The 25,867-nt window shown below is 67.6% G+C and carries 24 protein-coding genes; 16 read left to right on the forward strand and 8 right to left on the reverse strand.

Going from position 1 to position 25,867, the window contains the following annotated elements:
• Window positions 1-240: 240 nt before the first annotated feature.
• Window positions 241-1,068, reverse strand: coding sequence for an inositol monophosphatase family protein (locus AC5P7A_RS01695; RefSeq protein WP_005417749.1), 828 nt, complete (start codon window positions 1,066-1,068; stop codon window positions 241-243).
• 120 nt (window positions 1,069-1,188) lie between these two features.
• On the opposite strand from AC5P7A_RS01695, the gene AC5P7A_RS01700 reads away from it, so the two are divergent.
• The 3 genes from AC5P7A_RS01700 to AC5P7A_RS01710 all read left to right on the forward strand — a co-directional run bounded on the left by AC5P7A_RS01700 (window position 1,189) and on the right by AC5P7A_RS01710 (window position 5,061).
• Window positions 1,189-1,959: an RNA methyltransferase gene (locus AC5P7A_RS01700; protein WP_032956141.1), complete on the forward strand. Its 771-nt coding sequence runs from the start codon at window positions 1,189-1,191 to the stop codon at window positions 1,957-1,959.
• A 103-nt stretch (window positions 1,960-2,062) separates the two neighbouring features.
• Window positions 2,063-2,938: a phosphate/phosphite/phosphonate ABC transporter substrate-binding protein gene (locus AC5P7A_RS01705; RefSeq protein ID WP_227864238.1), complete on the forward strand. Its 876-nt coding sequence runs from the start codon at window positions 2,063-2,065 to the stop codon at window positions 2,936-2,938.
• Window positions 2,935-5,061 (forward strand): putative bifunctional diguanylate cyclase/phosphodiesterase, encoded by a 2,127-nt coding sequence (locus tag AC5P7A_RS01710; RefSeq protein WP_014647803.1) that lies wholly within the window; start codon window positions 2,935-2,937, stop codon window positions 5,059-5,061. Before AC5P7A_RS01705 ends, AC5P7A_RS01710 begins: the two co-directional genes overlap by 4 nt.
• A 66-nt stretch (window positions 5,062-5,127) precedes the next feature.
• On the opposite strand, the gene epmB is transcribed toward AC5P7A_RS01710, so the two are convergent.
• Window positions 5,128-6,168, reverse strand: a complete 1,041-nt coding sequence (gene epmB / locus AC5P7A_RS01715; RefSeq protein WP_495219829.1) for an EF-P beta-lysylation protein EpmB — start codon at window positions 6,166-6,168, stop codon at window positions 5,128-5,130.
• Window positions 6,169-6,264: 96 nt separating this feature from the next.
• Between epmB and efp the strand changes: the two genes are divergently transcribed.
• From efp to AC5P7A_RS01740, 5 genes are all read left to right on the forward strand, one after another.
• Window positions 6,265-6,831: an elongation factor P gene (gene efp / locus AC5P7A_RS01720; RefSeq protein ID WP_005410381.1), complete on the forward strand. Its 567-nt coding sequence runs from the start codon at window positions 6,265-6,267 to the stop codon at window positions 6,829-6,831.
• 206 nt (window positions 6,832-7,037) lie between these two features.
• Window positions 7,038-8,381, forward strand: a complete 1,344-nt coding sequence (locus tag AC5P7A_RS01725) for a TRZ/ATZ family hydrolase (protein WP_111205990.1) — start codon at window positions 7,038-7,040, stop codon at window positions 8,379-8,381.
• 26 nt (window positions 8,382-8,407) lie between these two features.
• Window positions 8,408-9,124 (forward strand): bifunctional 2-polyprenyl-6-hydroxyphenol methylase/3-demethylubiquinol 3-O-methyltransferase UbiG, encoded by a 717-nt coding sequence (ubiG, locus tag AC5P7A_RS01730; RefSeq protein ID WP_014647800.1) that lies wholly within the window; start codon window positions 8,408-8,410, stop codon window positions 9,122-9,124.
• Window positions 9,121-9,816, forward strand: a complete 696-nt coding sequence (locus AC5P7A_RS01735) for a phosphoglycolate phosphatase (RefSeq protein WP_197605046.1) — start codon at window positions 9,121-9,123, stop codon at window positions 9,814-9,816. Before ubiG ends, AC5P7A_RS01735 begins: the two co-directional genes overlap by 4 nt.
• Window positions 9,817-9,827: 11 nt before the next feature.
• Complete coding sequence (locus tag AC5P7A_RS01740) at window positions 9,828-10,532, forward strand: squalene/phytoene synthase family protein (protein ID WP_032956133.1); 705 nt, start codon at window positions 9,828-9,830, stop codon at window positions 10,530-10,532.
• Between the two features lie 89 nt (window positions 10,533-10,621).
• Here AC5P7A_RS01740 and AC5P7A_RS01745 read toward each other — a convergent pair whose 3' ends face one another.
• Genes AC5P7A_RS01745 through yidD form a run of 3 tightly spaced genes read right to left on the reverse strand, consistent with a single transcriptional unit; the run spans window position 10,622 to window position 13,075 of the window.
• On the reverse strand, window positions 10,622-11,473 hold the full coding sequence (locus tag AC5P7A_RS01745) for a M23 family metallopeptidase (protein ID WP_495219830.1): 852 nt from the start codon (window positions 11,471-11,473) through the stop codon (window positions 10,622-10,624).
• Entirely contained in the window at window positions 11,473-12,819 is a 1,347-nt protein-coding gene (locus AC5P7A_RS01750) for a dihydroorotase (RefSeq protein WP_014647796.1), read from the reverse strand. Before AC5P7A_RS01750 ends, AC5P7A_RS01745 begins: the two co-directional genes overlap by 1 nt.
• 1 nt (window position 12,820) lies before the next feature.
• On the reverse strand, window positions 12,821-13,075 hold the full coding sequence (yidD, locus tag AC5P7A_RS01755) for a membrane protein insertion efficiency factor YidD (protein ID WP_014037867.1): 255 nt from the start codon (window positions 13,073-13,075) through the stop codon (window positions 12,821-12,823).
• A gap of 271 nt (window positions 13,076-13,346) precedes the next feature.
• Between yidD and dksA the strand changes: the two genes are divergently transcribed.
• Window positions 13,347-14,573: an RNA polymerase-binding protein DksA gene (gene dksA / locus AC5P7A_RS01760; RefSeq protein ID WP_075076325.1), complete on the forward strand. Its 1,227-nt coding sequence runs from the start codon at window positions 13,347-13,349 to the stop codon at window positions 14,571-14,573.
• A 546-nt stretch (window positions 14,574-15,119) separates the two neighbouring features.
• Here the strand turns inward: dksA and AC5P7A_RS01765 are convergent.
• The 3 genes from AC5P7A_RS01765 to cysS are packed head-to-tail and all read right to left on the reverse strand — an operon-like array spanning window position 15,120 to window position 18,247.
• Complete coding sequence (locus AC5P7A_RS01765) at window positions 15,120-16,367, reverse strand: MFS transporter (RefSeq protein ID WP_032956128.1); 1,248 nt, start codon at window positions 16,365-16,367, stop codon at window positions 15,120-15,122.
• On the reverse strand, window positions 16,364-16,816 hold the full coding sequence (locus AC5P7A_RS01770) for a SufE family protein (RefSeq protein WP_032956126.1): 453 nt from the start codon (window positions 16,814-16,816) through the stop codon (window positions 16,364-16,366). Before AC5P7A_RS01770 ends, AC5P7A_RS01765 begins: the two co-directional genes overlap by 4 nt.
• A 54-nt stretch (window positions 16,817-16,870) precedes the next feature.
• Complete coding sequence (gene cysS, locus AC5P7A_RS01775) at window positions 16,871-18,247, reverse strand: cysteine--tRNA ligase (RefSeq protein WP_495219831.1); 1,377 nt, start codon at window positions 18,245-18,247, stop codon at window positions 16,871-16,873.
• 188 nt (window positions 18,248-18,435) lie between these two features.
• Here cysS and AC5P7A_RS01780 point away from each other — a divergent pair, with 188 nt between their 5' ends.
• The 7 genes from AC5P7A_RS01780 (at window position 18,436) to argC (ending at window position 25,855) form a co-directional block, all read left to right on the forward strand.
• On the forward strand, window positions 18,436-18,999 hold the full coding sequence (locus AC5P7A_RS01780) for a glycine zipper 2TM domain-containing protein (protein WP_014647790.1): 564 nt from the start codon (window positions 18,436-18,438) through the stop codon (window positions 18,997-18,999).
• 331 nt (window positions 19,000-19,330) lie between these two features.
• Window positions 19,331-20,341, forward strand: a complete 1,011-nt coding sequence (locus AC5P7A_RS01785; protein ID WP_495219832.1) for an N-acetylornithine carbamoyltransferase — start codon at window positions 19,331-19,333, stop codon at window positions 20,339-20,341.
• A 119-nt stretch (window positions 20,342-20,460) separates the two neighbouring features.
• Entirely contained in the window at window positions 20,461-21,657 is a 1,197-nt protein-coding gene (locus AC5P7A_RS01790) for an argininosuccinate synthase (RefSeq protein WP_014647787.1), read from the forward strand.
• 151 nt (window positions 21,658-21,808) lie between these two features.
• Window positions 21,809-22,897: an acetylornithine deacetylase gene (locus AC5P7A_RS01795; protein WP_014647786.1), complete on the forward strand. Its 1,089-nt coding sequence runs from the start codon at window positions 21,809-21,811 to the stop codon at window positions 22,895-22,897.
• Between the two features lie 75 nt (window positions 22,898-22,972).
• Window positions 22,973-24,301: an acetylglutamate kinase gene (locus AC5P7A_RS01800; protein WP_049406136.1), complete on the forward strand. Its 1,329-nt coding sequence runs from the start codon at window positions 22,973-22,975 to the stop codon at window positions 24,299-24,301.
• Window positions 24,302-24,305: 4 nt separating this feature from the next.
• Window positions 24,306-24,905, forward strand: a complete 600-nt coding sequence (locus tag AC5P7A_RS01805) for a GNAT family N-acetyltransferase (protein WP_014647784.1) — start codon at window positions 24,306-24,308, stop codon at window positions 24,903-24,905.
• Window positions 24,902-25,855: an N-acetyl-gamma-glutamyl-phosphate reductase gene (gene argC / locus AC5P7A_RS01810; protein WP_014647783.1), complete on the forward strand. Its 954-nt coding sequence runs from the start codon at window positions 24,902-24,904 to the stop codon at window positions 25,853-25,855. Before AC5P7A_RS01805 ends, argC begins: the two co-directional genes overlap by 4 nt.
• Window positions 25,856-25,867: the final 12 nt, after the last annotated feature.

The raw sequence follows: 25,867 nt of genomic DNA on the forward strand, positions 1-25,867 counted from the left end.
GAAGAGGTGCGGGTGTCTGAGCGCAGCGAGTTCCCGCACCGTCCCTCGACGGGCCGAGGAGCGCAGGGTACCGATGCGTAGCATCGGCTCGCGCCCTGGCGGCGTGTTTCTTTGGTTACTTTCTTTGCACGAGCAAAGAAAGTGACACCCCTCCGCAGTCGCGGAAACGACTCTCCGTGCGCGCAAACGAAAACGGCACCCTCGCAGGTGCCGTCTCCATGAACCGCATTACGCGAAACCTCAGAACTTCGCGTCGAACTCCGCCGCATAGCCGGTGTTGACCAGCACCTTCTGCAGCGACTCGGCCACCTTCAGGTTGCCGGCCACGATCTGGTGGGTCTCCGGGCCACGGTTGTCCATGCGGCCCAGGGTCGCGCCCTTGAAGTCGCAGACCTTGCCACCCGCCTCGCGGACCAGCAGCAGGCCGGCGGCGATGTCCCACGCCTTCACGCCGGCTTCGAAGTAGGCGTCGGCGCGGCCGCAGGCCACGTAGGCCAGGTCCAGTGCGGCCGAGCCGGTGCGGCGGATGTCCTCGCCGTGCACCAGCAGGGCGTCAACCGCCTTCAGCTGGGCGCTGGCACGGCTGCGCTCGCGCGGTGCGAAGCCGGTGTGGATCATCGTGCCTTCCAGGTCCTTGCGATCGGCCACGCGGATGCGGCGGTCGTTCAGCACGGCGCCAGCGCCACGGCTTGCGGTGAACAGTTCATTGCGCAGCGGGTCGAAGATGACCGCATCGGTCGGTTCGCCATTCTCGACCAGGGCGATCGACACGCAGTAGTGCGGCACGCCGCGCAGGTAATTGCTGGTGCCGTCCAGCGGGTCGATGACCCACATCTGGCGGCGCTCGCCCTGCACGCCACCTTCTTCGCCGAAGATGCCGTAGTCCGGGTAAGCGCGCTTGAGTTCCTTGACGATGACCTTTTCCGCGTCCGCATCCACTTCGCTGGCGTAGTCCATCCGGCCCTTCTGCACTACGTTCAGTGCCTCGAGCTTGTTGATGTTGCGCAACAGGACGTTGCCGGCGAGGCGGGCGGCCTTGACCATGACGGTGACGGCGGGTTTCTGCATGGCGTGGGCTCCCGGAAAGGCAGAAGAGATGGACTGGCGGGGGAAAAGAGCGGGTCCGGCGCAGTGGCCGGCCGCACAGTTTACCATTGGTCATCGTCCAGCTCGACCTTTTCCCTGTTCATGTCCCAGTTTCCCGCCGCCACCCGCCTCCGATTCGTCCTGGTCGGTACCCAGCACCCCGGCAACATGGGCGCTGCCGCCCGTGCCCTGAAGACCATGGGCCTGGCCCGCCTGGTGCTGGTCGCCCCCGAAAAACCGCTGGACGAGGAGGCTTTCCGCCGCTCGGCCGGTGCCGAAGACGTGCTGGGGGACGCCCCGGTGGTGGCCACCCTGGCCGAGGCCGTGGCCGATTGCCGACTGGTGCTGGGCTGCACCGCCCGTGCCCGCCGCGTCCAGCTGGAGGAGTACCTGCCGGCCGATGCCGCCGCCCGTGCGGTGGCCAAGGCGGGCGAGGGCGCCGAGGTGGCGCTGGTGTTCGGTCGCGAGCGCACCGGGCTGACCAACGAGGAACTGCAGCTCTGCCATGCGGCGGTGCATATTCCATCCGACCCGGCGTTCAGCTCGCTCAACCTGGCAGCCGCGGTGCAGGTGCTGGCCTATGAAACGCGCATGCAGCTGCTGGGCGCGCAGCCGGCCGCCGACGCCGAGCCGGGTTTCCGCGAACAGGCCGCCAGCCATGAGCAGATGGAGAGCTTCTTCGCCCAGCTCGGCGACACCTTGGACGAGATCGATTTCCACAAGGGCCGCGCACCGGAATCAGCGATGCGCAAGTTGCGCCGCCTGTTCCTGCGCAGCGAGCCGAGCGAGCAGGAAGTGCGCCTGTTGCGCGGCATCCTGGCCGACACCCAGCGCATGGCGCGACTGGCACAAGCGGGCAACAAGGACAGCTGACGACGTTCTCATTTTTTCGGGTAGTCTGTCCGGATACCCAGGGGGGATGAAGCCTGTGTCGGGTCTGCGAAGGGCAGTGCAGAGGGGACTGCTGAGCCTGGTCATGATCCTGCTGGCCGGGACGGTGCATGCAGCACCGGACCCGGTGCTGGTGCTGGGCCGGATCAGCGATGATCCCAAGGCCCATTACGAGCAGCTGCAGCCGTTGCTGGACTATGTGGTGGCACGCATGCATGACGTCGGCATCAAGGAGGGGCGGATCCTGATGGCGCGCGACCCGCAGCAGATGGCCAGCTATCTGCGGCGGGGGCGGGTCGACTGGGTCACGGAAACGTCGGGTACGGCGGTGGCACTCGGCCAGCGCAGTGGCGCGCGGCCGTTGTTGCTGACCGAGCGCAATGGCGTGCGTGAGTACCAGACCGTGTTCTTCGTGCGCCGCGACAGTCCGGTCCAGCGCATCCAGGATATGCGTGGGCATCGCCTGGCGTTGCAGAACACGGCGTCCACCAGTGCCTACCTGGTGCCGGTGATGACGCTGCTGCAGGAGGGGCTGGCGCCGCAGATCCTGGCCGGCGTGTGGGACATGCCGGGCCGGGACAGTGTGGGGTATGTGTTCGCGCGCAGCGAGTTGAACATCGCTACGTTCGTGCACAAGGGCGTGGTTGACGTGGGGGCGGTGAGCAGCGTGGACTGGAACGACGAGCGACGGATGCCGGCGGCATTCCGGCGCGACTTCCGCGAGCTGCTGCGCACCAGGCCCTACCCGCGGGCGGTGGAGATGGTGCGCGCCGACCTCGACCCGCGGGTGCGTGACCGGCTGCAGGACGTCCTGCTGCAGGCGGCCAGTGACCCGCAGGCGCAGGGGGCGTTGCATCGGTTTTTCGGTACTTCCGGTTTCCACCGCGTCGATGCGCATGCGCAGCAGCGGCTGGATGAATTGAAACAAGGATTGACGCGCGTGCGGATGGAAGTGGAATGAAGTGGCTCGGCTCGGGAATGCAGGCCCGGTTCCTGCTCGCGATGGGCGGGGCGATGGTCGTGGTGGTGGCGATCCTGGCAGTGTTGCTGGGGCGGCAGGCGGCGATGCAGGGCGAGGTGCGCAACCTCAGTGGTGGCGTCATCCATGAACTGTTCGACCGCAGCGTGCGCAGCCGCGGCGAAGCGATGGCGCGCGAGCTGTCCGACGCGCTGGCCAACCCGTTGTACTACCGCGACCTGGACCAGGTCGGTGCGCTGGTGCGCAGCACCGCACGGCAGCCGGTCGTGCGCTATGTGCTGGTGTTCGACGACCGTGGCCGGCTGGTGCATGACGGCTCGATCGAGGTGTCCGGCTTCGGCCAGCCGATGGCCGACCCGCTCGCTCCCAAGGCCGCGGTGGCGCAGGCGCTGGTGGTGCAGGAATCGCCCAAGGTGCTCGACAACACCATGCCGATCATGGTCGGCAACCAGCGCATCGGCGGCGTCCGCGTCGGCATGGCGCTGGACGAGGTGCAGCAGCGCGAACAGGCAGCCAATGCCACGCTCGGCGAGCGCCTGCAGCAGGTCGGCAGCCGCCACCTGGGCTGGCTGCTGCTGATGCTGGGCCTGCTGGTGGTGATCGGCGTGGCGGTGATCCTGTACGTGCAGCGCACCCTGGTGGCGCCGATCCGGGACCTGGCCGCTGCGGCACGCCGCATCGAGGCTGGCGACTACCAGGCGCCGCTGGCCGAGAACACCCGCAATGACGAGGTCGGCGAGCTGGTGCGCGGCTTTGCCCGGATGCGCGATTCCATCGCCCGCCATGACCGCGAGGTGCGGCGCATGGCCTATACCGATGCGCTGACCGGGTTGACCAACCGGCTGGCGTTCCGGGAAGCACTGGACCATCGCCTGATGGCGGCGCGCGCATCCAATCATCGGCTGGGCCTGCTGTTCGCCGATATCGACGACTTCAAGCGCGTCAACGATACCCTCGGCCACGAGGCCGGTGACGAAGCGCTGTTGCAGTTCGCACAGCGCATCGGGCGCGCGGTCGCCGAAGCGGGAGGCGATGAGGCGCTGCTGGCCCGCTTCGGCGGCGACGAGTTCGTGATCCTGGTCGGCGATGGCGACGTGGCCGCGAACGCCCGGCTGCTGGCCGAGGTGCTGGTGCGCGAACTGGGCAAGCCGCTGGTGGTACAGGGCAGGGAGCTGTTCCTGGGGACCTCGATCGGCGTGACCCTGTTCCCGGACGATGCCGCCGATGCGACGACGCTGCTGAAGAACGGCGATATCGCCATGTACCAGGCGAAGATGGCCGGCAAGAACTGCTACCGCCATTACAGCCGGGCGATGGACCATGCGGTCGAGCGCCGCGTGCACATGGAGCAGGAGCTGCGCGGGGCCTGGGAGCGCGGCGAGCTGCGCCTGGCCTACCAGCCGATCTTCCGCATGCGCGACCGGCGCATGGTCGGCGTCGAAGTGCTGCTGCGCTGGCAGCATCCGACCCTGGGCACGATTCCGCCGTCGGTGTTCATCGAAGTGGCCGAGCAGAGCGGGCTGATCGAGATCATCGGCCCGAAGGTACTGCGTGCGGCCTGCATGGAAGCCTCGCAGTGGCCACGGGGTGCGGGCGGCGACGATCTGTTCGTGTCGGTGAACGTATCACCGCGGCAGCTGCGCGGCGGCGAGCTGCCGGCGCTGGTTGCACAGTGCCTGCATGAGTCCGGGCTACCGGCCTCGCGCCTGCACCTGGAGCTGACCGAAACCGCAGTGATCGGCGACGAGATGGTTGCCGCGCAGCTGCTGGACAAGCTGCACCGCACCGGCGTGAAGGTCTGGCTGGATGATTTCGGAACGGGCTTCTCCGGTCTCAGCCACCTGCGCCAGGTGCCGGTGGACGGCGTGAAGATCGACAAGAGTTTCGTGGCCGACATGCAGCGCGATCCCGACGATCTGGCACTGACCACGGCCATCATCGCCATGGCCCACGCGCTGGGCATCACGGTGGTGGCCGAAGGCATCGAGCAGCAGGCGCAGTTCGAACTGCTGGTGCAGCGCGGCTGCGATCTTGGCCAGGGCTACTGGCTGAGCCACCCGGTGACTGCCACCGAAGTGGTGCGGATGATCGAATCGGGTCTCTGACCGACGGTTGTTGTGTCGGGGTCAGATCCCTTTTCCGCAGGAAAAGGGATCTGACCCCCTGCGGAATTACACCGGGCGCTTGCTCGGGTCGCCGGGCAGTTCGCGCACCAGCTTGGGGATCAGGTAGCCGGACAGGCGTGCGGTCAGGCCGGCAATCAGCGCCTTGGCCTGGCTGTCGTCCACTTCGAAGTGGGCCACGCCCTCGACCCGGTCCAGCTGGTGCAGGTAATAGGGCAGCACGCCGGCGGCGAAGCTGCGCTCGCTCAGGTCCTGCAGGGCCTGCACGCTGTCGTTGACCCCGCGCAGCAGGACGGCCTGGTTAAGCAGCTGGGCGCCGACGCCGCGCAGGCGGCTCATCGCAGCGTCCACGCTGGCGTCGAACTCATTGGCATGGTTGGCGTGGACCACGATCGCCAGCGGCCACGGCAGGCTGCCCAGCCAGGCCAGCAGCTCCTCGTCCACGCGCTCCGGCAGCACGATCGGCAGCCGGGTGTGGATGCGCAGGCGGCGGATGTGCGGGATCGCGCGCAGCGCATCGGTCAGCTCGGCCAGCTTGTGCGTGGCCAGTGACAGCGGGTCGCCGCCGGACAGGATGACCTCGTCGATGTCCGGGTCGGCCGCGATGGCCGCTACGGCCTCCTGCCAGCCGCCCTTGGCGGCGTTTTCCACGGCATAGTCGAAGTGGCGGCGGAAGCAGTAGCGGCAGTTGATCGCGCAACTGCCGGTGGCGACCAGCAGGGCGCGTCCACGGTACTTCTGGATGACGCCGGTGGCCTTCCTGGCGGCACCATCACCCACCGCATCGAAACTGAACCCGGGTGCCGGGCGCATTTCCTCGTCGACGGGCAGCACCTGGCGCAGCAGCGGGTCGGCCGCGTCGCCCACGCGCATGCGCGCCACGAAGCCCTCCGGCACGCGCAGCGCGAACTGGGCAATGGCCGCCTCCGAGACACCCAGCGCGGCCGGGTCCAGCTGCAGCCGGGCCAGCAGGGCGTGCGGGTCGCGCAGCGCCTGGCGCCAGAGCTGCTGCCAGCGCGCGGGCGCGCCTGGCGACTGGGGCCGGGGGAAGGCGGAAAGCTGCATGGAGAGGGGGCCTGCGGTTATCATGGGGGCAGAAAAACAGTCGCCCACCGGCACCCGGTGGGCTTTCCATTCTAACGGCTCGCCGCACCCGCGGCGTTTTTGCCACTCAGGAGTTTACGCATGGCCAGCTACGGCATGAACGACGTCAAGAACGGGATGAAGATCCTGGTCAACAACCAACCGGCCGTCATCATCGACACCGAATACGTCAAGCCGGGCAAGGGCCAGGCCTTCACCCGCGTGAAGTACCGCCTGATCAAGGACGGCCGTACCCAGGAAGTGACCATGAAGTCGACCGACTCGCTGGATGCAGCCGACGTCGTCGATACCGACATGAACTTCATGTACAGCGACGGTGAGTACTGGCACTTCATGGACCCGGAATCCTTCGAGCAGGTCCAGGCCACCAAGGCCGGCATGGGCGGCGCCGAAAAGTGGCTGAAGGGCGAAGAGTCCTGCGTGGTCACCCTGTGGAACGGTGAGCCGATCTTCGTGCAGCCGCCGAACTTCGTCGAACTGAAGATCACCGAAACCGATCCGGGCGTCCGTGGCGACACCTCGGGCGGCGGCGGCAAGCCGGCCACCCTGGAAACCGGCGCCGTGGTCCGCGTGCCGCTGTTCGTCAACCAGGACGAAGTGATCCGCGTCGACACCCGTTCGGGCGAATACTCCGCACGCGTCAAGTAAGGTTCCGGCCATAGGCCGACCTTGCGGTAATGCCGGCCGCTGGCCGGGTACGCGCCAGCACATTCGCGCTGGCGCTCCCATGATCTGCTTCGGCAGATCATGGGCCCCGCTTCACGGGTCTCCAGACCCCGCCGCTTCGCGGCAGCCCCTTACTCAGGGGCGTGTCCCCAGAAGTATCTCGCCGCCCCCACAGCCAGTGAGCCCGCATGAGCGATAGCCCGCACCTCCCCGAAGCCTGCGACCTGCTCATCGAAGCCGGTTACGTCGTTCCGATCGAGCCGCATGCGGTGGTGCTGGAAGACCATGCCGTTGCCGTGCGTGGCAGCGAGATCGTGGCCATCCTGCCGCGTGCCGAGGCGCGCGCACGCTTCCGCGCCACCCAGGTGGTGAGCCGACCCGAGGCTGCGCTGATGCCGGGCCTGGTCAACGCGCACACGCACAACCCGATGACCCTGCTGCGCGGCGTTGCCGACGACCTGCCGCTGATGACCTGGCTGCAGCAGCACATCTGGCCGGTGGAAGCGGCGGTGATCGGCCCCGAATTCGTTGCCGACGGTACCACCCTGGCCATCGCCGAGATGCTGCGCGGCGGCACCACCTGCGCCAACGAGAACTACTTCTTCGGCGACGTGCAGGCCGCGGTCTACAAGAAACACGGTTTCCGCGCGCTGGTGGGCGCGGTCATCATCGATTTCCCCACCGCCTGGGCCAAGAGCGACGACGAGTACTTCGCCAAGGCCGGTGAACTGCACGACCAGTGGCGCAACGATCCGCTGATCGGCACCGCGTTCGCGCCGCATGCGCCTTACACGGTCAATGATGCCAACTTCGAGCGGGTGCGGATGCTGTCCGACCAGCTCGACATGCAGGTGCACCTGCACACCCACGAGACCGCGCAGGAAATCAACGATTCGATCAGGCTGCACGGCCAGCGCCCGCTGGCGCGGCTGGATCGGCTCGGCCTGGTCAACGACCGCCTGATCGCGGTGCACATGACCCAGCTGACCGATGCGGAAATCCACCTGTGCGCCGAACGTGGCGTCAGCGTGGTGCATTGCCCGGAATCCAACCTGAAGCTGGCCTCCGGTTTCTGCCCGGCCTGCGCCCTGCAGCGCGCAGGCGTGAACCTGGCGATCGGTACCGATGGCTGCGCCAGCAACAACGACCTGGACATGTTCAGCGAGAACCGCACCGCGGCGATCCTGGCCAAGGCCGTGGCCGACGACGCCACTGCACTGGACGCGGCAACCACGCTGCGCGCGTCCACGCTGGGTGGCGCACGCGCGCTGGGCTTCGGCGACCGCATCGGCTCGATCGAAGTCGGCAAGCAGGCCGACCTGGTCTGCGTTGATCTGTCCGCGCTGGAAACACAGCCGCTGCACAACGTGCTGTCGCAGCTGGTGTACGCCACCGGCCGCCAGCAGGTCAGCGATGTCTGGATCGCCGGCAAGCCGAAGCTGGTGCAGCGCGAGCTGGTCGGCATGGACCTGCCGGGCATCATCGCCAACGCGCGCCAGTGGCGCGAGCGCATCCGCCATATCCGCGCCTGAACCCTGGCGCCGCAAGGACATCCCCCATGACTGCCCCCCACGCTTCCTCAAATTTCGATCAGGCCGAGCTGGACAAGTTCGCCGCGCTGGCCAACCGCTGGTGGGACGCTGACGGCCCGCAGAAGCCGCTGCATGCGCTGAATCCGGTGCGCCTGCAGTACGTGGCTGACCGCGTGCCGCTGCGCGGCGCCCGCGTGCTCGACATCGGCTGCGGTGGCGGCCTGTTGAGCGAAGCGCTGGCCCAGGCCGGTGCTGACGTCACCGCCATCGACCTGGCCCCGGAGCTGGTCAAGGTCGCGCGCCTGCATGCGCTGGAAAGCGGCGCCCAGGTCGATTACCGGGTGCAGGCGGCCGAAGATCTGGCCGCCGAGCAGCCGGGCAGCTTCGACGTGGTCACCTGCATGGAAATGCTGGAGCACGTGCCGGACCCGGGCGCGATCATCGAGGCCTGCAAGCGCCTGCTGAAGCCGGGCGGCCACCTGTTCCTGTCGACCATCAACCGCACCGCCGCCGCGTTCGCGGTGGCGATCGTCGGCGCCGAGTACGTGGCGCGCCTGCTGCCCAAGGGCACGCACCACTACCAGGAATTCATCAAGCCGGCCGAGCTGGCGCGCTGGCTGCGCGAGGCCGACCTGCAGCTGGTGGATGTCAGCGGCATGGCCTACGAGCCGTGGCGCAACCATGCCCGCCTGAGCAGCCGCACCGATATCAACTACCTGGCCTACGCGGTCAAGCCGGCATGACCGCCGCCCGCTTCCCGCGTGCGGTGCTGTTCGACCTGGACGGCACCCTGCTGGACAGCGCGCCGGACTTCGTCGCCACCTGCAACGCGATGCTGGCCGAGCGTGGTCGTGCGCCGATCAATCCGGCGGTGCTGCGCCCGGTGGTCTCCAAGGGCTCGCGCGCGATGGTCGGGGCCGCTTTCCCGGACCTGGATGCCGCTGCGCGAGATGCACTGATTCCGGAATTCCTGCAGCGCTACGAAGCGCTGATCGGCCAACACGCGGTGCTGTTCGATGGCGTGGCCGGCATGCTTGCCGCGCTGGATGACGCCGGCACCGTATGGGGCATCGTCACCAACAAGCCCGAGTACCTGGCGCGGCTGATCCTGCCGCAGCACGGCTGGCAGCAGCGCTGCGCAGTGCTGGTCGGCGGTGACAGCCTGGCCGAGCGCAAACCTCACCCGCTGCCGCTGCTGCACGCTGCGCAGGCCATTGGCGTTGCCGCCGAAGACTGCGTGTACGTGGGTGACGACGAGCGCGACATCATCGCCGCGCGGGCCGCGGCCATGCCGTCGGTGGCAGCCCTGTGGGGCTACCGCCTGCACAGCGACGATCCGCTGGCCTGGCAGGCCGACGTGCTGGTCGAGAACGCTGAACTTCTGCAACTGGCCAGTCTCTGGCCGACCCGGCCGGCAGCCCCGGCCCAGCCGTAAGGAATGGTGTAGTGAGCAGTACCGCGCTGGACAGTTTCCTCGACAAGTGGCGCAGCCGTTGGCCGGAATGGTCGGTGGCCGCCCCGTTCGTGGCCGAATCGCAACGCGAGCTTGCAGTGGCGTGGTTCGCGCTGCTGCAGGAGTTCGACGACATGCTCAACACCAGCGGCGATCCGCTGCCGGCCGACGCCAAGCTGGCGTGGTGGGGCGAGGAGCTGCGCAGCTGGGCGGGACATCGCTCGCGCCATCCGCTGGGCAGGCTGCTGGAGCCGGTGCGTGCACCGTGGGCCCAGTTGGCCGAAGCACTTCCGGATCTGGTTGAAGCGCGCACGGTCGCGCTGGATGCGGCCGGCGCCGAGCGCGCGCTGGCGAACTACGCCGAGGCCGTAGCCGCGGTGGAGGCGGCCTTGTTCGCTGACAAGCCGCGCACCGGCGCCGGTCGTGCGGTGCAGCTGCAGACCCTGGCGCAGCGCCTGCAGGACGCTGGCGTGGCGGGTGTGCCGCGCAGCCTGCTGGACGAGGACGCCAGCAATGCCGCACAGCGCTGGGCGCAGCATCTGTTGAAGGGGTGGGGCACCCGCGTGCCCGGCCCGCGCCCGCGCCGTGTGTGGTCCAGCCTGGCGCGTGCGCGGGTGGCGGCACAGGCCGCAGGCAAGCCGATCGAGGCCACCCCGGTGCGCACCCTGCTGCGCGTGTGGTGGGCCGCGCGCGGTTGATCCAACGTACCTGGTAGTGCCGGCCGCTGGCCGGCATCCAGCAGGGCGCGGAAGAGGATGAGGTTGCCGGCCAGCGGCCGGCACTACCGTTACTTGCGCTCCAGCACCAGCAGCGGGTCGATACGGGTCTCGAACCAGTTCATGCCCCAGTGCAGGTGCGGGCCGGTGGCACGGCCGGTGGCGCCGACCGCAGCGATCACCTGGCCCTGTTCAACCCGGTCGCCGACCTTTACGTCGATGCGCGAGAGGTGCAGGAAGTTGGAGCTGACCCCGAAGCCGTGGTCGAGCAGCAACGTGCCGCCGGTCAGGTACAGGTCCGGGCCGGCGAAGGTGACGATGCCGGCGGCCGGTGCTTTCACCGGCGTGCCGGTCGGCACCGCGATGTCCATGCCGGAATGACCGGCACCGGGCTGGCCGTTGTACACGCGGGCATTGCCGAAGCGGCCGCTGATGCGGCCCTGCACCGGCCAGATGAAGGTCTGGGTGAAGTCGGTGCGGTCGTCATCGCGGGCGCGTGCGGCGGTCACCTGCGCCTGTTCGCGCTTGATCCGCTCGGCAATCGCCGGCGGCGGGTTGACCGTCTTCGGCGGCACGCCATTGACCCGCTCTGTGGGCCAGTCGCGCGGCGTCACCGCAATGGTCGCGGTCTCGCTGCCACCATCGGGGCGCTGCACCTGCACGCGCAGCGGGCCCTTCTCGTCACGGCCGATGCCGAACACCACGCTGCCGTAGCCGCTCACCCGCAGCTGGCGACCGGCGTACTGCACGCGGCTGCCGGCGGGAACCTTGCCGATCACCAGTGCGCCCTGCGACGCACTGGTCGGGAACACCACGCGGCTGTCGATCAGGCTGCCAATGCCATCCTGCGCCTGCGCCTGCGCCGCGGGTACGGAAAACAGGGGCGCGGCCAGCAGCGCCCCGATCAGAAGTGCCGAGCGCATCAGCGGTCGTAGGTCATGCGCTGGCCGGCGGGTTCGCCCACCAGGTTGCTGCCGTCCCACACCAGCTGGCCGTTGACCCAGGTGGAGGCGACGCGCGAACGGAAGGTGGTGCCCTCAAACGGCGACCAGCCGCACTTGGACAGCACGTCCTCGCGCTTGACCGTGAACGGCACGTCTTCGACCAGGACCAGATCGGCGAAGTAGCCTTCGCGCAGGAAACCACGTTCTTCCACGTCGAACAGCTGCGCCGGGGCGTGGGCGAACTTCTGCACCACCTGCTCGCGGGTCAGCTTGCCTTCGTGCACGCGCTCCAGCGCGGCCACCAGCGCGTACTGCACCAGTGGCAGGCCGGAGGGGGCCTGCGCGTAGGGCTTCTGCTTCTCTTCCCAGGTGTGCGGCGCGTGGTCGGTAGCCAGCACGTCCAGCACGTCGTCGGCCAGCGCAGCGGTGATCGCCTCGCGGTCGGACACTTCCTTGATGGCCGGGTTGCACTTGATCAGGTTGCCCTTGGTCGCATAGTCCGGGCGCGCGAAGTGCAGGAAGTGCACGCAGGTTTCAGCGGTGATCTGCTTGCGGCTGCCATCGGCGCGGATCAGCGGGCCCTTCTCGAACAGCGCCAGTTCATCGGCGGTGGAGATGTGCAGCACGTGCAGGCGGGTGCCGTGTTTGCGCGCCAGCGACATCGCCAGGCGGGTCGACTTGATGCAGGCTTCGCGCGAGCGGATGTCCGGGTGCATGTCCGGGGTCAGCGCATCGCCGTACTTTTCCTGGAAGGCCTTCAGGTTGGCATCGATCATCGGCGTGTCTTCGCAGTGCGTGATGATCGGGGTCGGGCATTCGCGGAAGATCGCGTCCAGCGTTTCGGGGTTGTCGACCAGCATGTTGCCGGTCGAAGCACCCATGAACACCTTCACGCCCGGCGCCTTCTTCGGGTCCAGCGCACGGATGGCGTCCAGGTTGTCATTGCTGGCGCCGTGGTAGAAGCCGTAGTTGGCCCAGGCGCGGCCGCGCGCGAGCTCGTACTTGGCTTCCAGGATGGTCGAATCCAGCGTCGGCGGGTTGGTGTTGGGCATGTCCATGAAGCTGGTCAGGCCACCGGCCACGGCCGCCGCCGATTCGCTGGCGATGTCGCCCTTGTGGGTCAGGCCCGGTTCGCGGAAGTGCACCTGGTCATCGATCATGCCCGGGAGCAGCCAGCGCCCGGCCGCGTCCACCACCTGCTCGCCGTCGCGCGGCGCCAGCCCGTTGCCGATCTGCGCGATGCGGCCGTTCTCGATGCGCAGGTCGCCGTCGAAGGTGCGGCCTTCGTTGACCATGCGGGCATTGGTGATGAGGGTGGAGGACATGTCAATGTTTTCCTGTGCAACGGCAAGAGGGGGCGTTGGGGGACTCGGGCACGGGGTCGAAGCCGCCGGGATGGAACGGGTGGCAGCGGCCCAGCCTGCGCGCAGCCAGCCAGCTGCCGCGCAGCGGGCCGTGCCGCGAGATCGCGTCCATCGCGTATTCAGAACAGCTCGGCACGAAACGGCAGCGGGGCCCCAGCAAGGGGCTGATGAAGCGCTTGTAGAAGCGCAGCAGGGCGATGAGCAGGCGCGAGATCACCCAGTCATCTTATGCCAGTTGGCATGAAGGCCGCATTTGTGCAGGATGGGCCGTTGGTCGCATGTCGCCGATGGCCTGCGACCGGTACCAGCACCGTCGGGTGCTGGCCAGGTTCCGTACCGCGCAAGGCGGTCCGTGTTCGTCGGACTGCCCATTGGGCGCCTTGGCTCCAGGACTGAATGGAGCAGGGTGCCGAGGTTGCTGCTGCGGGTCGGGTAGGCTATAAAGGCCCGCTTTCCCGGGCCCCGGGGAATCCAAGGAAGAGCGTTTCGTGGCTGCTAAAAAAACTGCAAAGAAGGCCGCAACGGCCGCCAAGAAAACCGCCAAGCCTGTTGTGAAGAAGTTGGCGGCAAAGCCCGTTGCCAAGAAGCCGGCGAGCAAGCCGGCGACCAAGGCAGCGTCCTCGCAACCGGCGGCCAGGAAGGCCACCGCAAAGAAAACGCCGGTCAAGGCAACCAAGCCGGTGGCGAAGAAGGCCGCTGCGCCCGCCAAGGCCAAGCCAGCCGCTGCCAGCAAGAAGGCGCCGGTGAAAAAGGCCGTCAGCAAGGCTGCGCCGGTGAAGAAGACCGTCGCCAAGCCGGTGGTCAAGAAGGCAGCAGCCAAGCCGGCGCCGAAGGCGGTGGTGAAGAAGGCTGCAGCCAAGCCGGTCGCCAAGCCGGCGGCAAAGAAGGTCGCTGCGGCCAAGCCGGTCGCCACGCCTGCCGCTGCAAAGAAGGTTGCCAAGAATGTTGCCGCACCGGCCGTAAAGCCGGCCCCGGCCCCAGTAGTGAAGTCCGCACCGAAGCCTGCTGCCAAGCCGGCTCCGGCCAAGCCTGTCCCGGCCAAGACCGTGGCAGTGGCAGCAGCCCAACCGGCCTCCAAGCCGGCCCCGGCCGCCGCTCCTGCCGCTTCGAAGGCCCCGCAATCCAAGAATCCCGTGCCCGTTTCGAAATCGCCTGCCAAAACCGCCGTGAAATCCGATTCCGCCCCGAAGACCGTGTCGCGCCCTGTCGGCAAGGTTGCCGTGGCCGTCGCCGCCCGCTCGGCAGCACCGGCCCCGCGCAGCAAGTACAAGGTGGTCGAATACAAGACCGACGAGGCCACCGGCCGCCCGATCCTGCCGGCTGGCTACAAGCCGTCCTCGGAAGAGGAATACATGAGCCCGCTGCAGCAGGAGTATTTCCGCCAGCGCCTGCAGAACTGGCGCGCGGACCTGGTGGAAGAGTCCAAGCAGACCATCGAGAACCTGCGCGAGGAAGTGCGTGACATCGGCGACGAAGCCGAGCGCGCGACCCGCGAAACCGAGAACTCGCTGGAACTGCGTACCCGCGACCGCTACCGCAAGCTGATCGGCAAGATCGACAGCACCCTGAAGCGCCTGGAAGCGGGCGACTACGGTTACTGCGTCGACACCGGCGAAGAAATCGGCCTGGAGCGCCTGGAGGCGCGCCTGACCGCCGAGCGCACCATCGATGCCCAGGAGCGTTGGGAGCATCTGCAGAAGCAGCAGGGCGACTGATTCCTGATCGTTGTCTGGTCATGCAGAAAACCCGGCTTCGGCCGGGTTTTTTGTTGGGTTCGAGTTGGCTGTGTAGAGCGCCTTCCGGGTATCGGGTGGAGCCTGCGGGTGGGTCCGATGTAGAGCCGAGCCCACGCTCGGCTCAGGCCGAAGCCGGAGGGCAAGGAAGAGCAAAAGCAAAAGCAAAGGCAGCCAAGCATGGCTTGGCTCTATCAGGAGCGGTCATGCGTGCGCTCGCGGCTGTTGAGTCCGCCTTGTAGCGAGCCGAGCACCGCAGGGGAATCAGGGGCGAAGAGGCGGCTCTATCCTGTAGAGCCGACTGCTGGTCGGCTGGCTCTCCGCGTCGTCCCCTGATTCACCGAGGAGCACAGGGCACCGGCGCGCAGCGCCGGCTCGCGGATGGCGGCGTGTTTCTTTGGTTACTTTTCTTTTCGCGCGAAAAGAAACGTGACACCCCACCGCGGTCGCGGAAAGAGCCCGCCGGGCATGGCCCGGCGCGTGGGCGCACGGAAATACGCAGCCGAGCATGGGCTCGGCTCTACAGGCTCACTGCAGGTCGCGAAGATTCAACTTCCGCAGCGTCGGGTTCTTCCACGCGGTGATCCCGGCCACGCTCAGCACCGCGAACCCGCCCAGCACCACGGCCGGTACCAGGCCGAGCAGCTTCGCCATCGTGCCGGCATAGAACGCGCCCAGCTCGTTGGACGAACTGATGAAGATGCCGTTGATCGACGATACGCGACCGCGCATTTCTTCCGGCGTGGCCAGCTGCAGGATGGTCGAGCGGATCACCACCGAGACGCCATCGAAGGCGCCGTAGAACAGCAGGATCAGCGCCGACAGCCAGAAGTGCTGCGACAGCCCGAAGCTGATCACGCACAGGCCGAAGCCGGCCACCGCGAACAGCAGCACGCGGCCGGCATTGCGGTGCAGCGGGTGGCGGGCCAGCCACAGGCCCACGCACACCGAGCCCAGCGCCGGCATCGCGCGCAGGATGCCCAGGCCTTCCGGGCCGTGGTGCAGGATTTCGTGCAGGAACGCCGGCAGCATCGCCACCACGCCGCCCAGCAGCACCGAGAACATGTCCAGCGCCATCGCGCCGACCATGATCCGGTTGCCGACCACGAAGCGCGCGCCTTCGGCGATGCTCTTGAAGATCGGCGCGGCAGGGCCGGTGTGCACCGGCTCCTCCACTTTCAGCGTGGCCAGGCAGGCCATCGCCACCAGCGCGAAGGCGGTGGCCACCGCGTAGGACAGGCCCTTGCCACCGAAGCCGACCAGCACGCCGCCCAGTGCCGGGCCGGCGATCATGCCGGCCTGGAATACCACCGCGCCCAGGCCGGCGCCACGCGCGAACTGGTCACGGGCCAGTACGCGGGCGAACAGGGCGTTGTAGATCGGCGACAGGAAGGCGCGGACCATGCCGGTCAGCGCAATGGCTGCGTAGATCGGCCACACGCCGTCGATCGGCAGCCAGCCCATGGCCACGCTGGTCAATACCAGTGCGGTGGCGATCAGTCCGCAACAGGCGACCATGCCCAGGCGGCGGCGCGGCAGGTGATCCACCAGGTAACCGGCGAACGGCGCCACGCAGAAGAACGGCAGCACCTCGGCCAGGCCGATCAGGCCCAGCGAGAACGGATTGCGGGTGACTTCGTAGATGTGCCAGCCGACGGTGACCGCGACCACCTGGTAGGACAGCATCGCGAAGATGCGGTACGCCAGCAGCCTGGCGAAACCGGGCCGGGACAGCAGGCCCAGCGCGCTGTCTTCGGCTGTGGCAGGCTCGCTCACGACGGGTCGCGCTGCAGCTGGGCCTGCGCGGTCTCGCGGATGAAGGCCAGCATCGCCGCCACGCCGTTGCTGCGGGTCGGCGAGAGGTGGCGGGCCAGGCCGATGTCCTGGATGTAGCTCGGCTCGGTAGCCAGGATCTCCTGCGCCGAGCGCCCGGAGTACACACGCAGGGCCAGGAAGATCAGGCCGGAGACAATCGCCGAATCACTGATGGCATGGAAGCGCAGCGACTGCGCGTTGCCTTCGGGCACGATCCAGACCATCGACTGGCAGCCGAGCAGGCGATGCTCTTCGGTCTTCCATTCTTCCGGGAAGGCCGGCAGCTTGCGGCCGAGGTCGATCAGGTACTGGTAACGCTCGGACCAGTCGCCGAAGAAGCCGAATTCCTCGGCGATGGCGGCCTGTGCCTCGGCGGCGGTGGGTTCAAGCGGGAACGGGGAGTCGATCACAACAGTCTCTACGGTGGGGGCGTGGCCGGCGTACCGGCCACGGGGCAGGGCGGGTCAGCCGCGCTTGCGCGACCAGCGCACACCCTGCGGGGTGTCTTCCAGCACGATGCCTTCGGCGGCCAGCTGGTCGCGGATGGCGTCGGAACGGGCGAAGTCGCGCGCCTTCTTGGCAGCGGCACGCTCATCGATCAGGCCCTGGATGCGGGCATCGTCGCCGCCGTCGCTGGTCGCAGTGCCGAACCACTGCGCTGGATCGGCCTGCAGCAGGCCCAGTGCCAGTCCGGCGCCGAGCAGTTCACCCTTCAGGCGCGCCTGCTCGGCCGGATCGGTGGCACGACGCGCATCGGCGGCGATGCGGGCCACTTCGGCCAGTGCCTGCGGGGTGTTCAGATCGTCATCCAGGGTCGCTTCGACCGTGGCCGGGATCGCAACGACCGCCTCGACTGACGCCAGTTCGCGCAAGGTGCCGTACAGGCGGTCCAGGGTGCGCACCGACTGTTCGATCAGGCCATCGGACCAGTCCAGCGGTTGCCGGTAGTGGGCCGACAGCAGGGCCAGGCGCAGTGCTTCCGGCGGGTGCTGGCGCACCAGGTCGTGCACGCGCTCGATGTTGCCCAGCGACTTGCTCATCTTGGCGCCGCCGAAGTTGAGCATGCCGTTGTGCAGCCAGAAGCGGGCGAAGATCTTGCCGCCGTGGGCGCACTCGCTCTGCGCAAGCTCGTTCTCGTGGTGCGGGAACTGCAGGTCGACGCCGCCGGCATGGATGTCGATGGTCTCGCCCAGGTGGGCGGCGGCCATTGCCGAGCACTCGATGTGCCAGCCCGGGCGGCCACGGCCCCAGGGCGACGCCCAGCCGGGCAGGTCGTCGCTGGACGGCTTCCACAGCACGAAATCACCCGGATCACGCTTGTACGGGGCCACGTCGACACGGGCGCCGGCCAGCATTTCGTCCGGATCGCGGCGCGAGAGCTTGCCGTAGCCATCGAAGCTGGCCACCGCGAACAGCACGTGGCCTTCGGCAGCGTAGGCATGCCCGTTGGCGATCAGCTGCTCGATCATGGTGATGATCTGCGGAATGTGCGCGGTCACCTCCGGCTCGATGTCCGGCGGCACCACGCCCAGCGCGGCCATGTCCTCACGGTAGGCGGCGGCGAACCTGTCGGTGATGGTGCTGATCGGTACGCCCTGCTCGCGCGCGGCGGTGTTGATCTTGTCGTCCACGTCGGTGATGTTGCGCGCGTAGCGCAGGCCACCGAAACGGCGCCGCAGCAGGTCGGCCAGCACCCCGAACACCACCGGGCCACGGGCGTTGCCGATGTGCACGTAGTTGTAGACCGTCGGGCCGCACACATACAGGGTCGGACAGGCCGGATCGAGCGGGGTGAACGGTTCGAGCTGGCGAGTCAGGTTGTTGTGCAGGCGCAGGGTCATGGGGCTGTGGCTGGGGGACAAGCCTGTGATTTTAGAACGTGTCGGCCCCCTTTGGGGGCACCCGTTGCCACCGGTGGACGCCGGGGCCACCCGGGGTGGGGTGGGCAGGAGCGGCGTGGACGGGTAATGTTCAGCCCCTTGCGCTCGCCACTGCCTACACTATTGCCGTGTCCTTGCTCCCGTCGCCAATGAAATCCACCGCGTTGCTGACCCTGGCCTGCCTGTCGGCGCTGCCCGCCGTGGTGCTGGCGCAGGAGGCCGAGCCCCGCAACCGGGTGGTGATCGTTGAGAACGTGAAGTTCGACTACGCCCAGGTGCTGAACGTGGAGCCGGTGTTCCAGACCCTGCGCGCGACCCGCACCGAGGAGCACTGCGAGCCGGTGTCGACCCGGACCCTGGCCCCGGTGAACGTGACCGGCGAGGAGCCGGTCGAGGACAAGGGCCGGATCAGCCGCTTCTGGGACTCGGTGCGCTCGATGTTCAAGCGCAGCGACGAAGAGGCCGTTGAGGAGCCCGGAGCCGAGACGCCGGCCCCGGCACCGGCCAACACTGGCCCGATGCTGACCCGCGACTGCCGCATCGTGCCGGTGGGGCGTGAATTCCGCCGGCCCATCGCCTACGACGTGGATTACGTCTACAAGGGCACCAAGTACCGTTCGCGGCTGCCGGAAGACCCCGGCAACCGGCTCAAGATCCGGGTGTCGATCACGCCCTGGGTCGGCCCGGAGCAGGGCACGGCCAGCAATCCCTGATTCTGGGACCCCGGCCCTTGCGCCGGCCTCGGCCGCATGCAAAGATGGTTGACCATGAAGCTCACCGACTTCCAGCACGACAGCAGCGCAGCCCGACAGGCGTCGGGCATGACCTCGCGTGCGCGTCGACCGGAACCCCACATCCTCGCTGGGTAACCGGAGCTTTTTGCTGTTCGTCCGAAAAAACCCAGCCCGCCGGCTGGGTTTTTTCGTTTCCGCGCTTCGAAAATGCATCTTCTGAAAGCTGCAACTGCAATCTTCCCGCTCCACCTTTGATTCCTGTTTTCCCTTCCACCGCGTCGAAACCGGCGCCGCCACGCAAGGAAAGATGATGTCCCCCAAGCACTTCCTGAACACCCAGGACTGGAGCCGCAGCGATCTCGACGCGCTGTTGACCCAGGCGGCGCTGTTCAAGCGCAACAAGCTCGGCGACCAGCTCAAGGGCAAGTCGATCGCGCTGGTGTTCTTCAACCCGTCCATGCGCACCCGCACCAGCTTCGAACTGGGCGCGTTCCAGCTCGGTGCCCACGCGGTGGTGCTGCAGCCGGGCAAGGATGCGTGGCCGATCGAGTTCAACCTCGGCACGGTGATGGACGGCGATACCGAAGAGCACATCGCCGAAGTGGCCAAGGTGCTGGGTCGTTACTGCGACATCATCGCCGTGCGTGCGTTCCCCAAGTTCATCGACTGGGCCTACGACCGCCAGGACATCGTCCTCAACAGCTTCGCCAGGTACTCGCCGGTGCCGGTCATCAACATGGAGACCATCACCCACCCGTGCCAGGAGCTGGCCCACATCATGGCCCTGCAGGAGCACTTCGGCACCCAGGACCTGCGTGGCAAGAAGTACGTGCTGACCTGGACCTACCACCCCAAGCCGCTGAACACCGCCGTTGCCAATTCGGCGCTGACCATCGCCACCCGCATGGGCATGGACGTGACCCTGCTGTGCCCGACCGCCGACTACATCCTCGACGAGCGTTACATGGGCTGGGCCGAGCAGAACGTGGCCGAGAGCGGCGGCTCGCTGAAGATCAGCCATGACATCGACAGCGCCTACGCCGGCGCCGACGTGGTCTACGCCAAGAGCTGGGGCGCGCTGCCGTTCTTCGGCAACTGGGAACCGGAGAAGCCGATCCGCGACCAGTTCAAGCACTTCATCGTGGACGAGCGGAAGATGGCGCTGACCAACAATGGTGTGTTCAGCCACTGCTTGCCGCTGCGCCGCAACGTGAAGGCCACCGACGCGGTGATGGATTCGCCGCAGTGCATCGCCATCAACGAAGCCGAGAACCGCCTGCACGCGCAGAAGGCGATCATGGCGGCGGTTGCCGGGCGCTAGATCGAACAAGGGGTAGAGCCGACCGTTGGTCGGCTGCTCCCGCAGCGGCGCATCCAATATTCCAGCCGACCAACGGTCGGCTCTACCGAATTCCCATCCCCCAAGTGGACCTGACCCCCATGAGCAACAAAGACGTCGTTCTCGCCTTCTCCGGCGGCCTGGATACCAGCTTCTGCGTGCCGTACCTGCAGGAGCGCGGCTACAACGTGCACACCGTGTTCGCCGACACCGGCGGCGTCGATGATGAAGAGCGTGACTTCATCGAGAAGCGCGCCGCCGAACTGGGCGTGGCGAGCCACCTCACCGTCAACGGTGGCCCGGCCATCTGGGAAGGCTTCGTCAAGCCGTTCGTGTGGGCCGGCGAAGGCTACCAGGGCCAGTACCCGCTGCTGGTCTCGGACCGCTACCTGATCGTCGATGCCGCGCTGAAGCGTGCTGCCGAGCTGGGCACCAACATCATCGCCCACGGTTGCACCGGCATGGGCAACGACCAGGTCCGCTTCGACCTGGCCGTGAAGGCGCTGGGCGACTACCAGATCATCGCGCCGATCCGCGAGATCCAGAAGGAACACACCCAGACCCGCGCCTACGAGCAGAAGTACCTGGAAGAGCGTGGCTTCGGCGTGCGCGCCAAGCAGCAGGCCTACACCATCAACGAGAACCTGCTGGGCCTGACCATGTCCGGCGGCGAGATCGACCGGTGGGAAGCTCCGGGCGAGGGCGCGCGTGGCTGGTGCGCACCGCGCAGCGAGTGGCCGGAGCAGGCCCTGACCGTGACCCTGAAGTTCGTTGAAGGCGAAGCCGTCGAACTGGACGGCAAGGCGCTGCCGGGCGACCAGATCCTGGCCCAGCTCAACAAGCTGTTCGCCCCGTACGGCGTGGGCCGCGGCGTCTACACCGGCGACACCGTGATCGGCCTGAAGGGCCGCATCGTGTTCGAGGCCCCGGGCCTGGTTTCGCTGCTGGCCGCACACCGTGCGCTGGAAGATGCGGTGCTGACCAAGCAGCAGAACCGCTTCAAGCCGGACGTGGCGCGCAAGTGGGTGGAGCTGGTGTACGAAGGCTTCTACCACGACCCGCTGAAGACCGACATCGAAGCCTTCCTGAAGTCCTCGCAGGCCAAGGTCAACGGCGAAGTGGTGCTGGAAACCCGTGGTGGCCGCGTCGATGCGGTGGCCGTGAAGTCGCCGCACCTGCTCAACACCAAGGGCGCCACCTACGCGCAGTCGGCCGACTGGGGCGTGGAGGAGGCTGAAGGCTTCATCAAGCTGTTCGGGATGAGCTCCACTGTCTATGCGCAGGTCAATCGCGGTTGACCTGTGACGGGGTGCCGGCCGCTGGCCGGCGCCTCGCAACGTCGATGGAGGGTAGTGCCGGCCGCTGGCCGGCTCGTGGCACGGCTGGATCATTGCGGAGCCGGCCAGCGGCCGGCACTACCGATTTCGAACCCTACGGATATTCAGACACATGCTTGAACAGACGCTCGATCACCTGCAGGCCCTGGTGTCCTTCGACACCCGCAACCCGCCGCGTGCGATCACCACCGGTGGCATCTTCGATTACCTGCGCGACAACCTGCCCGGCTTCAACGTCGAGGTGATCGACCATGGCGCGGGCGCAGTCAGCCTGTACGCCGTGCGAGGCACGCCGAAGTATCTGTTCAACGTGCACCTGGACACCGTGCCGGACTCGCCGCACTGGAGTGCCGACCCGCATGTGATGCGCCGCCTGGACGACCGCGTGGTCGGCCTGGGCGTGTGTGACATCAAGGGCGCCGCCGCTGCGCTGGTGGCGGCGGCCAATGCCAGCGATGGCGATGCCGCCTTCCTGTTCTCCAGCGACGAGGAAGCCAACGATCCGCGCTGTATCGCCGCGTTCCTGGCCCGTGGCCTGCCGTATGAAGCGGTGCTGGTGGCCGAGCCGACCATGAGTGAAGCGGTGCTGGCGCATCGTGGCATCAGCTCGGTGCTGATGCAGTTCGCCGGCCGCGCCGGCCATGCGTCCGGCAAGCAGGACGCGGCCGCCAGCGCGCTGCACCAGGCCATGCGCTGGGGCAACCGTGCACTGGACCATGTGGAATCGCTGGCCTCGGCCCGCTTCGGCGGGCTGACCGGGCTGCGCTTCAACATCGGTCGCGTCGAAGGCGGGATCAAGGCCAACATGATCGCACCGGCTGCTGAGGTGCGCTTCGGGTTCCGCCCGCTGCCGTCGATGGACATCGATGGCCTGCTGGCGACCTTCGCCGGTTTCGCCGAACCGGAAGCCGCCGTTTTCACCGAAACGTTCCGTGGCCCCAGCCTGCCGGCCGGTGACATCGCCGAGGCCGAGAACCGCCGCCTGCTGGCGCGCGATGTGGCCGATGCGCTGGAGCTGCCGATCGGCAACGCGGTGGACTTCTGGACCGAGGCCTCGCTGTTCTCCGCCGGTGGCTACACCACGCTGGTGTTCGGCCCGGGCGACATCGCCCAGGCCCACACCGCTGATGAGTTCGTGACGCTGGAGCAGCTGCAGCGCTACACCGACGCCGTGCATCGCATCATCGCCGCCGGCGCCTGATCGACCCTACAACGCCGCCCGGCCCTGGCCGGGTGGAACTGCAACGCGGCGACCGCCGCCTGTGACGAAACCGAAATGTCTCCTGCCCTCCAGCCCCACCGCCAGACCCGCCAGACCATCGTGCGCCTGCTTTCCAGCATGGCCAGCGCGAAGGAGATCAGCCAGTACCTCAAGCGCTTCTCGCAGCTGGACGCCAAGCGCTTCGCCGTGGTCAAGGTCGGCGGCGCGGTGCTGCGCGACGACCTCGACGCGCTGACCTCTTCGCTGTCGTTCCTGCAGGAAGTCGGGCTGACCCCGATCGTGCTGCACGGTGCCGGCCCGCAGCTGGATGCCGAACTGTCGGCCGCCGGCATCGAGAAGCAGACCGTCAACGGCCTGCGCGTGACGTCGCCGGAAGCGCTGGCGATCGTGCGCCGGGTGTTCCAGCAGTCCAACCTGCGCCTGGTCGAGGCGCTGCAGCAGAACGGCGCGCGCGCCACCTCGATCACCGGCGGCGTGTTCGAGGCCGAGTACCTGGACGTGGACACCTACGGCCTGGTCGGCGAGGTGAAGAAGGTCAACCTGGCACCGATCGAGGCCAGCCTGCGTGCCGGGTCGATCCCGGTCATCACCAGCCTGGGCGAGACCGCTGGCGGCCAGATCCTCAACGTCAACGCCGACTTCGCCGCCAACGAGCTGGTGCAGGAACTGCAGCCATACAAGATCATCTTCCTGACCGGCACTGGCGGCCTGCTGGACGAGCAGGGCAACGTGATCGATTCGATCAACCTGTCCACCGAGTACGACCACCTGATCGCGCAGCCGTGGATCCACGGCGGCATGAAGGTGAAGATCGAACAGATCAAGGATCTGCTCGATCGCCTGCCGCTGGAATCGTCGGTGTCGATCACGCGCCCGGCCGATCTGGCCAAGGAACTGTTCACCCACAAGGGGTCGGGCACGCTGGTGCGCAAGGGCGAGAAGGTGCTGCGCGCCACCGCCTGGAACGCGCTGGACCTGCCGCGCCTGAAGGGCCTGATCGAATCCAGCTTCGGCCGCACCCTGGTGCCGGAGTACTTCGAAAAGACGAAGCTGCTGCGCGCCTACGTCAGCGAGAACTACCGCACCGCGGTGATCCTCACCGACGAGGCCGAGGGCGTGTACCTGGACAAGTTCGCCGTGCTCGACGATGCGCAGGGCGAGGGCCTGGGCCGCGCGGTCTGGAACGTGATGCTGGAGGAAACCCCGCAGCTGTTCTGGCGTTCGCGCCATGGCAATCCGATCAACCACTTCTATTACGCTGAATCCGACGGCTGCTACAAGCAGGACCACTGGAAGGTGTTCTGGTTCGGCGCCGACGGCATCGACCGGATCAAGACCTATGTCGACCATTGCGCCCGGCGCGCGCCGAGCCTGCAGGGCTGAACACATGAACCATGCCGACTGGACCAAGGTCCCTACGCTGGCGGGCACCCATGCGCGGCTGGAGCCGCTGCAGATGGGGCATATCGATGGCCTGCGCGGCGCGCTTGGCGATGGCGCGTTGTCCAGGCTCTGGTACACCCAGGTGCCCGATGCGAAGACCATGGCCGGCTACGTGCAGGCAGCGCTGCAGGCGCAGGCCGAAGGCAGGGTGCTGCCGTTCGTGGTGTTCGATGCCAACGACCAGATTGTCGGCACCACCCGCTACTACGATCTGCAAGCGGACGTGCCGCGCCTGAGTATCGGTTACACCTGGTATGGCGAGTCTGCGCAACGCACCGGGGTCAACACCGAGACCAAGCTGATGCTGCTCAGCCACGCGTTCGAGCGGTTGCAGTGCCTGAGCGTCGTGTTCGAGACCAGCTGGTTCAACTTCACCTCGCGCACCGCCATCGCACGCCTCGGCGCCAAGCAGGATGGCGTGCTGCGCAACCACAAGCGGCACGCCGACGGCACGCCGCGCGACACCGTCATCTTCTCCATCATCGATGCGGAATGGCAGGGCGTGAAGCGCCACCTGCAGTACCGCCTGGACAGCCACGCATGAACGATTCGACTTTCACCCTGGGCATCGTCGGGGCCCGCGGCCATACCGGCGCCGAGCTGATCAAGCTGGTGGCCGCCCATCCGCGCCTGGAACTGGCCTTCGTCTCCTCGCGCGAGCGCGCCGGGCAGCGCCTGTCCGACCACCACCCGGAGTTCCAGGGCGAGCTGCAGTACGAGAACCTGGATGCCGACGCGGTGGCCGCCAAAGGCGTGGACGCGGTGATCCTGGCCCTGCCCAACGGCCTGGCCGCACCGTTCGTGGCCGCGCTTGAAGCCGCCAAGCCGGACACCGTCATCGTCGATCTCTCGGCCGACTACCGCTTCGACAACAGCTGGTATTACGGCCTGCCGGAGCTGACCCGCGGCCGCTACAACGGCCAGAAGCACATCAGCAACCCGGGCTGCTATGCCACGGCGATGCAGCTGGCGGTGCATCCGCTGCTGGACCTGCTGGCCGGCCCGCCGCAGTGCTTCGGTGTCTCCGGCTACTCCGGTGCCGGTACCACGCCGTCGGACAAGAACAACGTCGAACTGCTGGCCGACAACCTGATGCCGTATGCGCTGACCAACCACGTGCACGAGCGCGAGGTGTCGGTGCAGCTGGGCGTGGCCGTCGAGTTCATGCCGCACGTCGCGCCGCATTTCCGCGGCATCACGCTGACCGCCAACCTGTGGCTGAACCGCGTGCAGACCCGCGAACAGATCGTCGAGCGCTTCCAGCAGGCCTATGCCGGCGAACCCCTGATCGAAGTGGTGGATGAAGCGCCGTGGGTCAGCCGCATCGCCGGCCGCCACGGTGCCCAGGTCGGTGGCTTCACCCTGGCCCCGGGCGGCAAGCGGGTGGTGGTGGTGGCGACCCTGGACAACCTGCTCAAGGGCGCGGCCACCCAGGCCATGCAGAACCTCAACCTTGCGCTGGGCATCGACGAACTGACGTCGATCCCGCACTGAACACGCCTTCCG

The organism is Stenotrophomonas sp. YJH_SMC_65 (assembly GCF_059369475.1).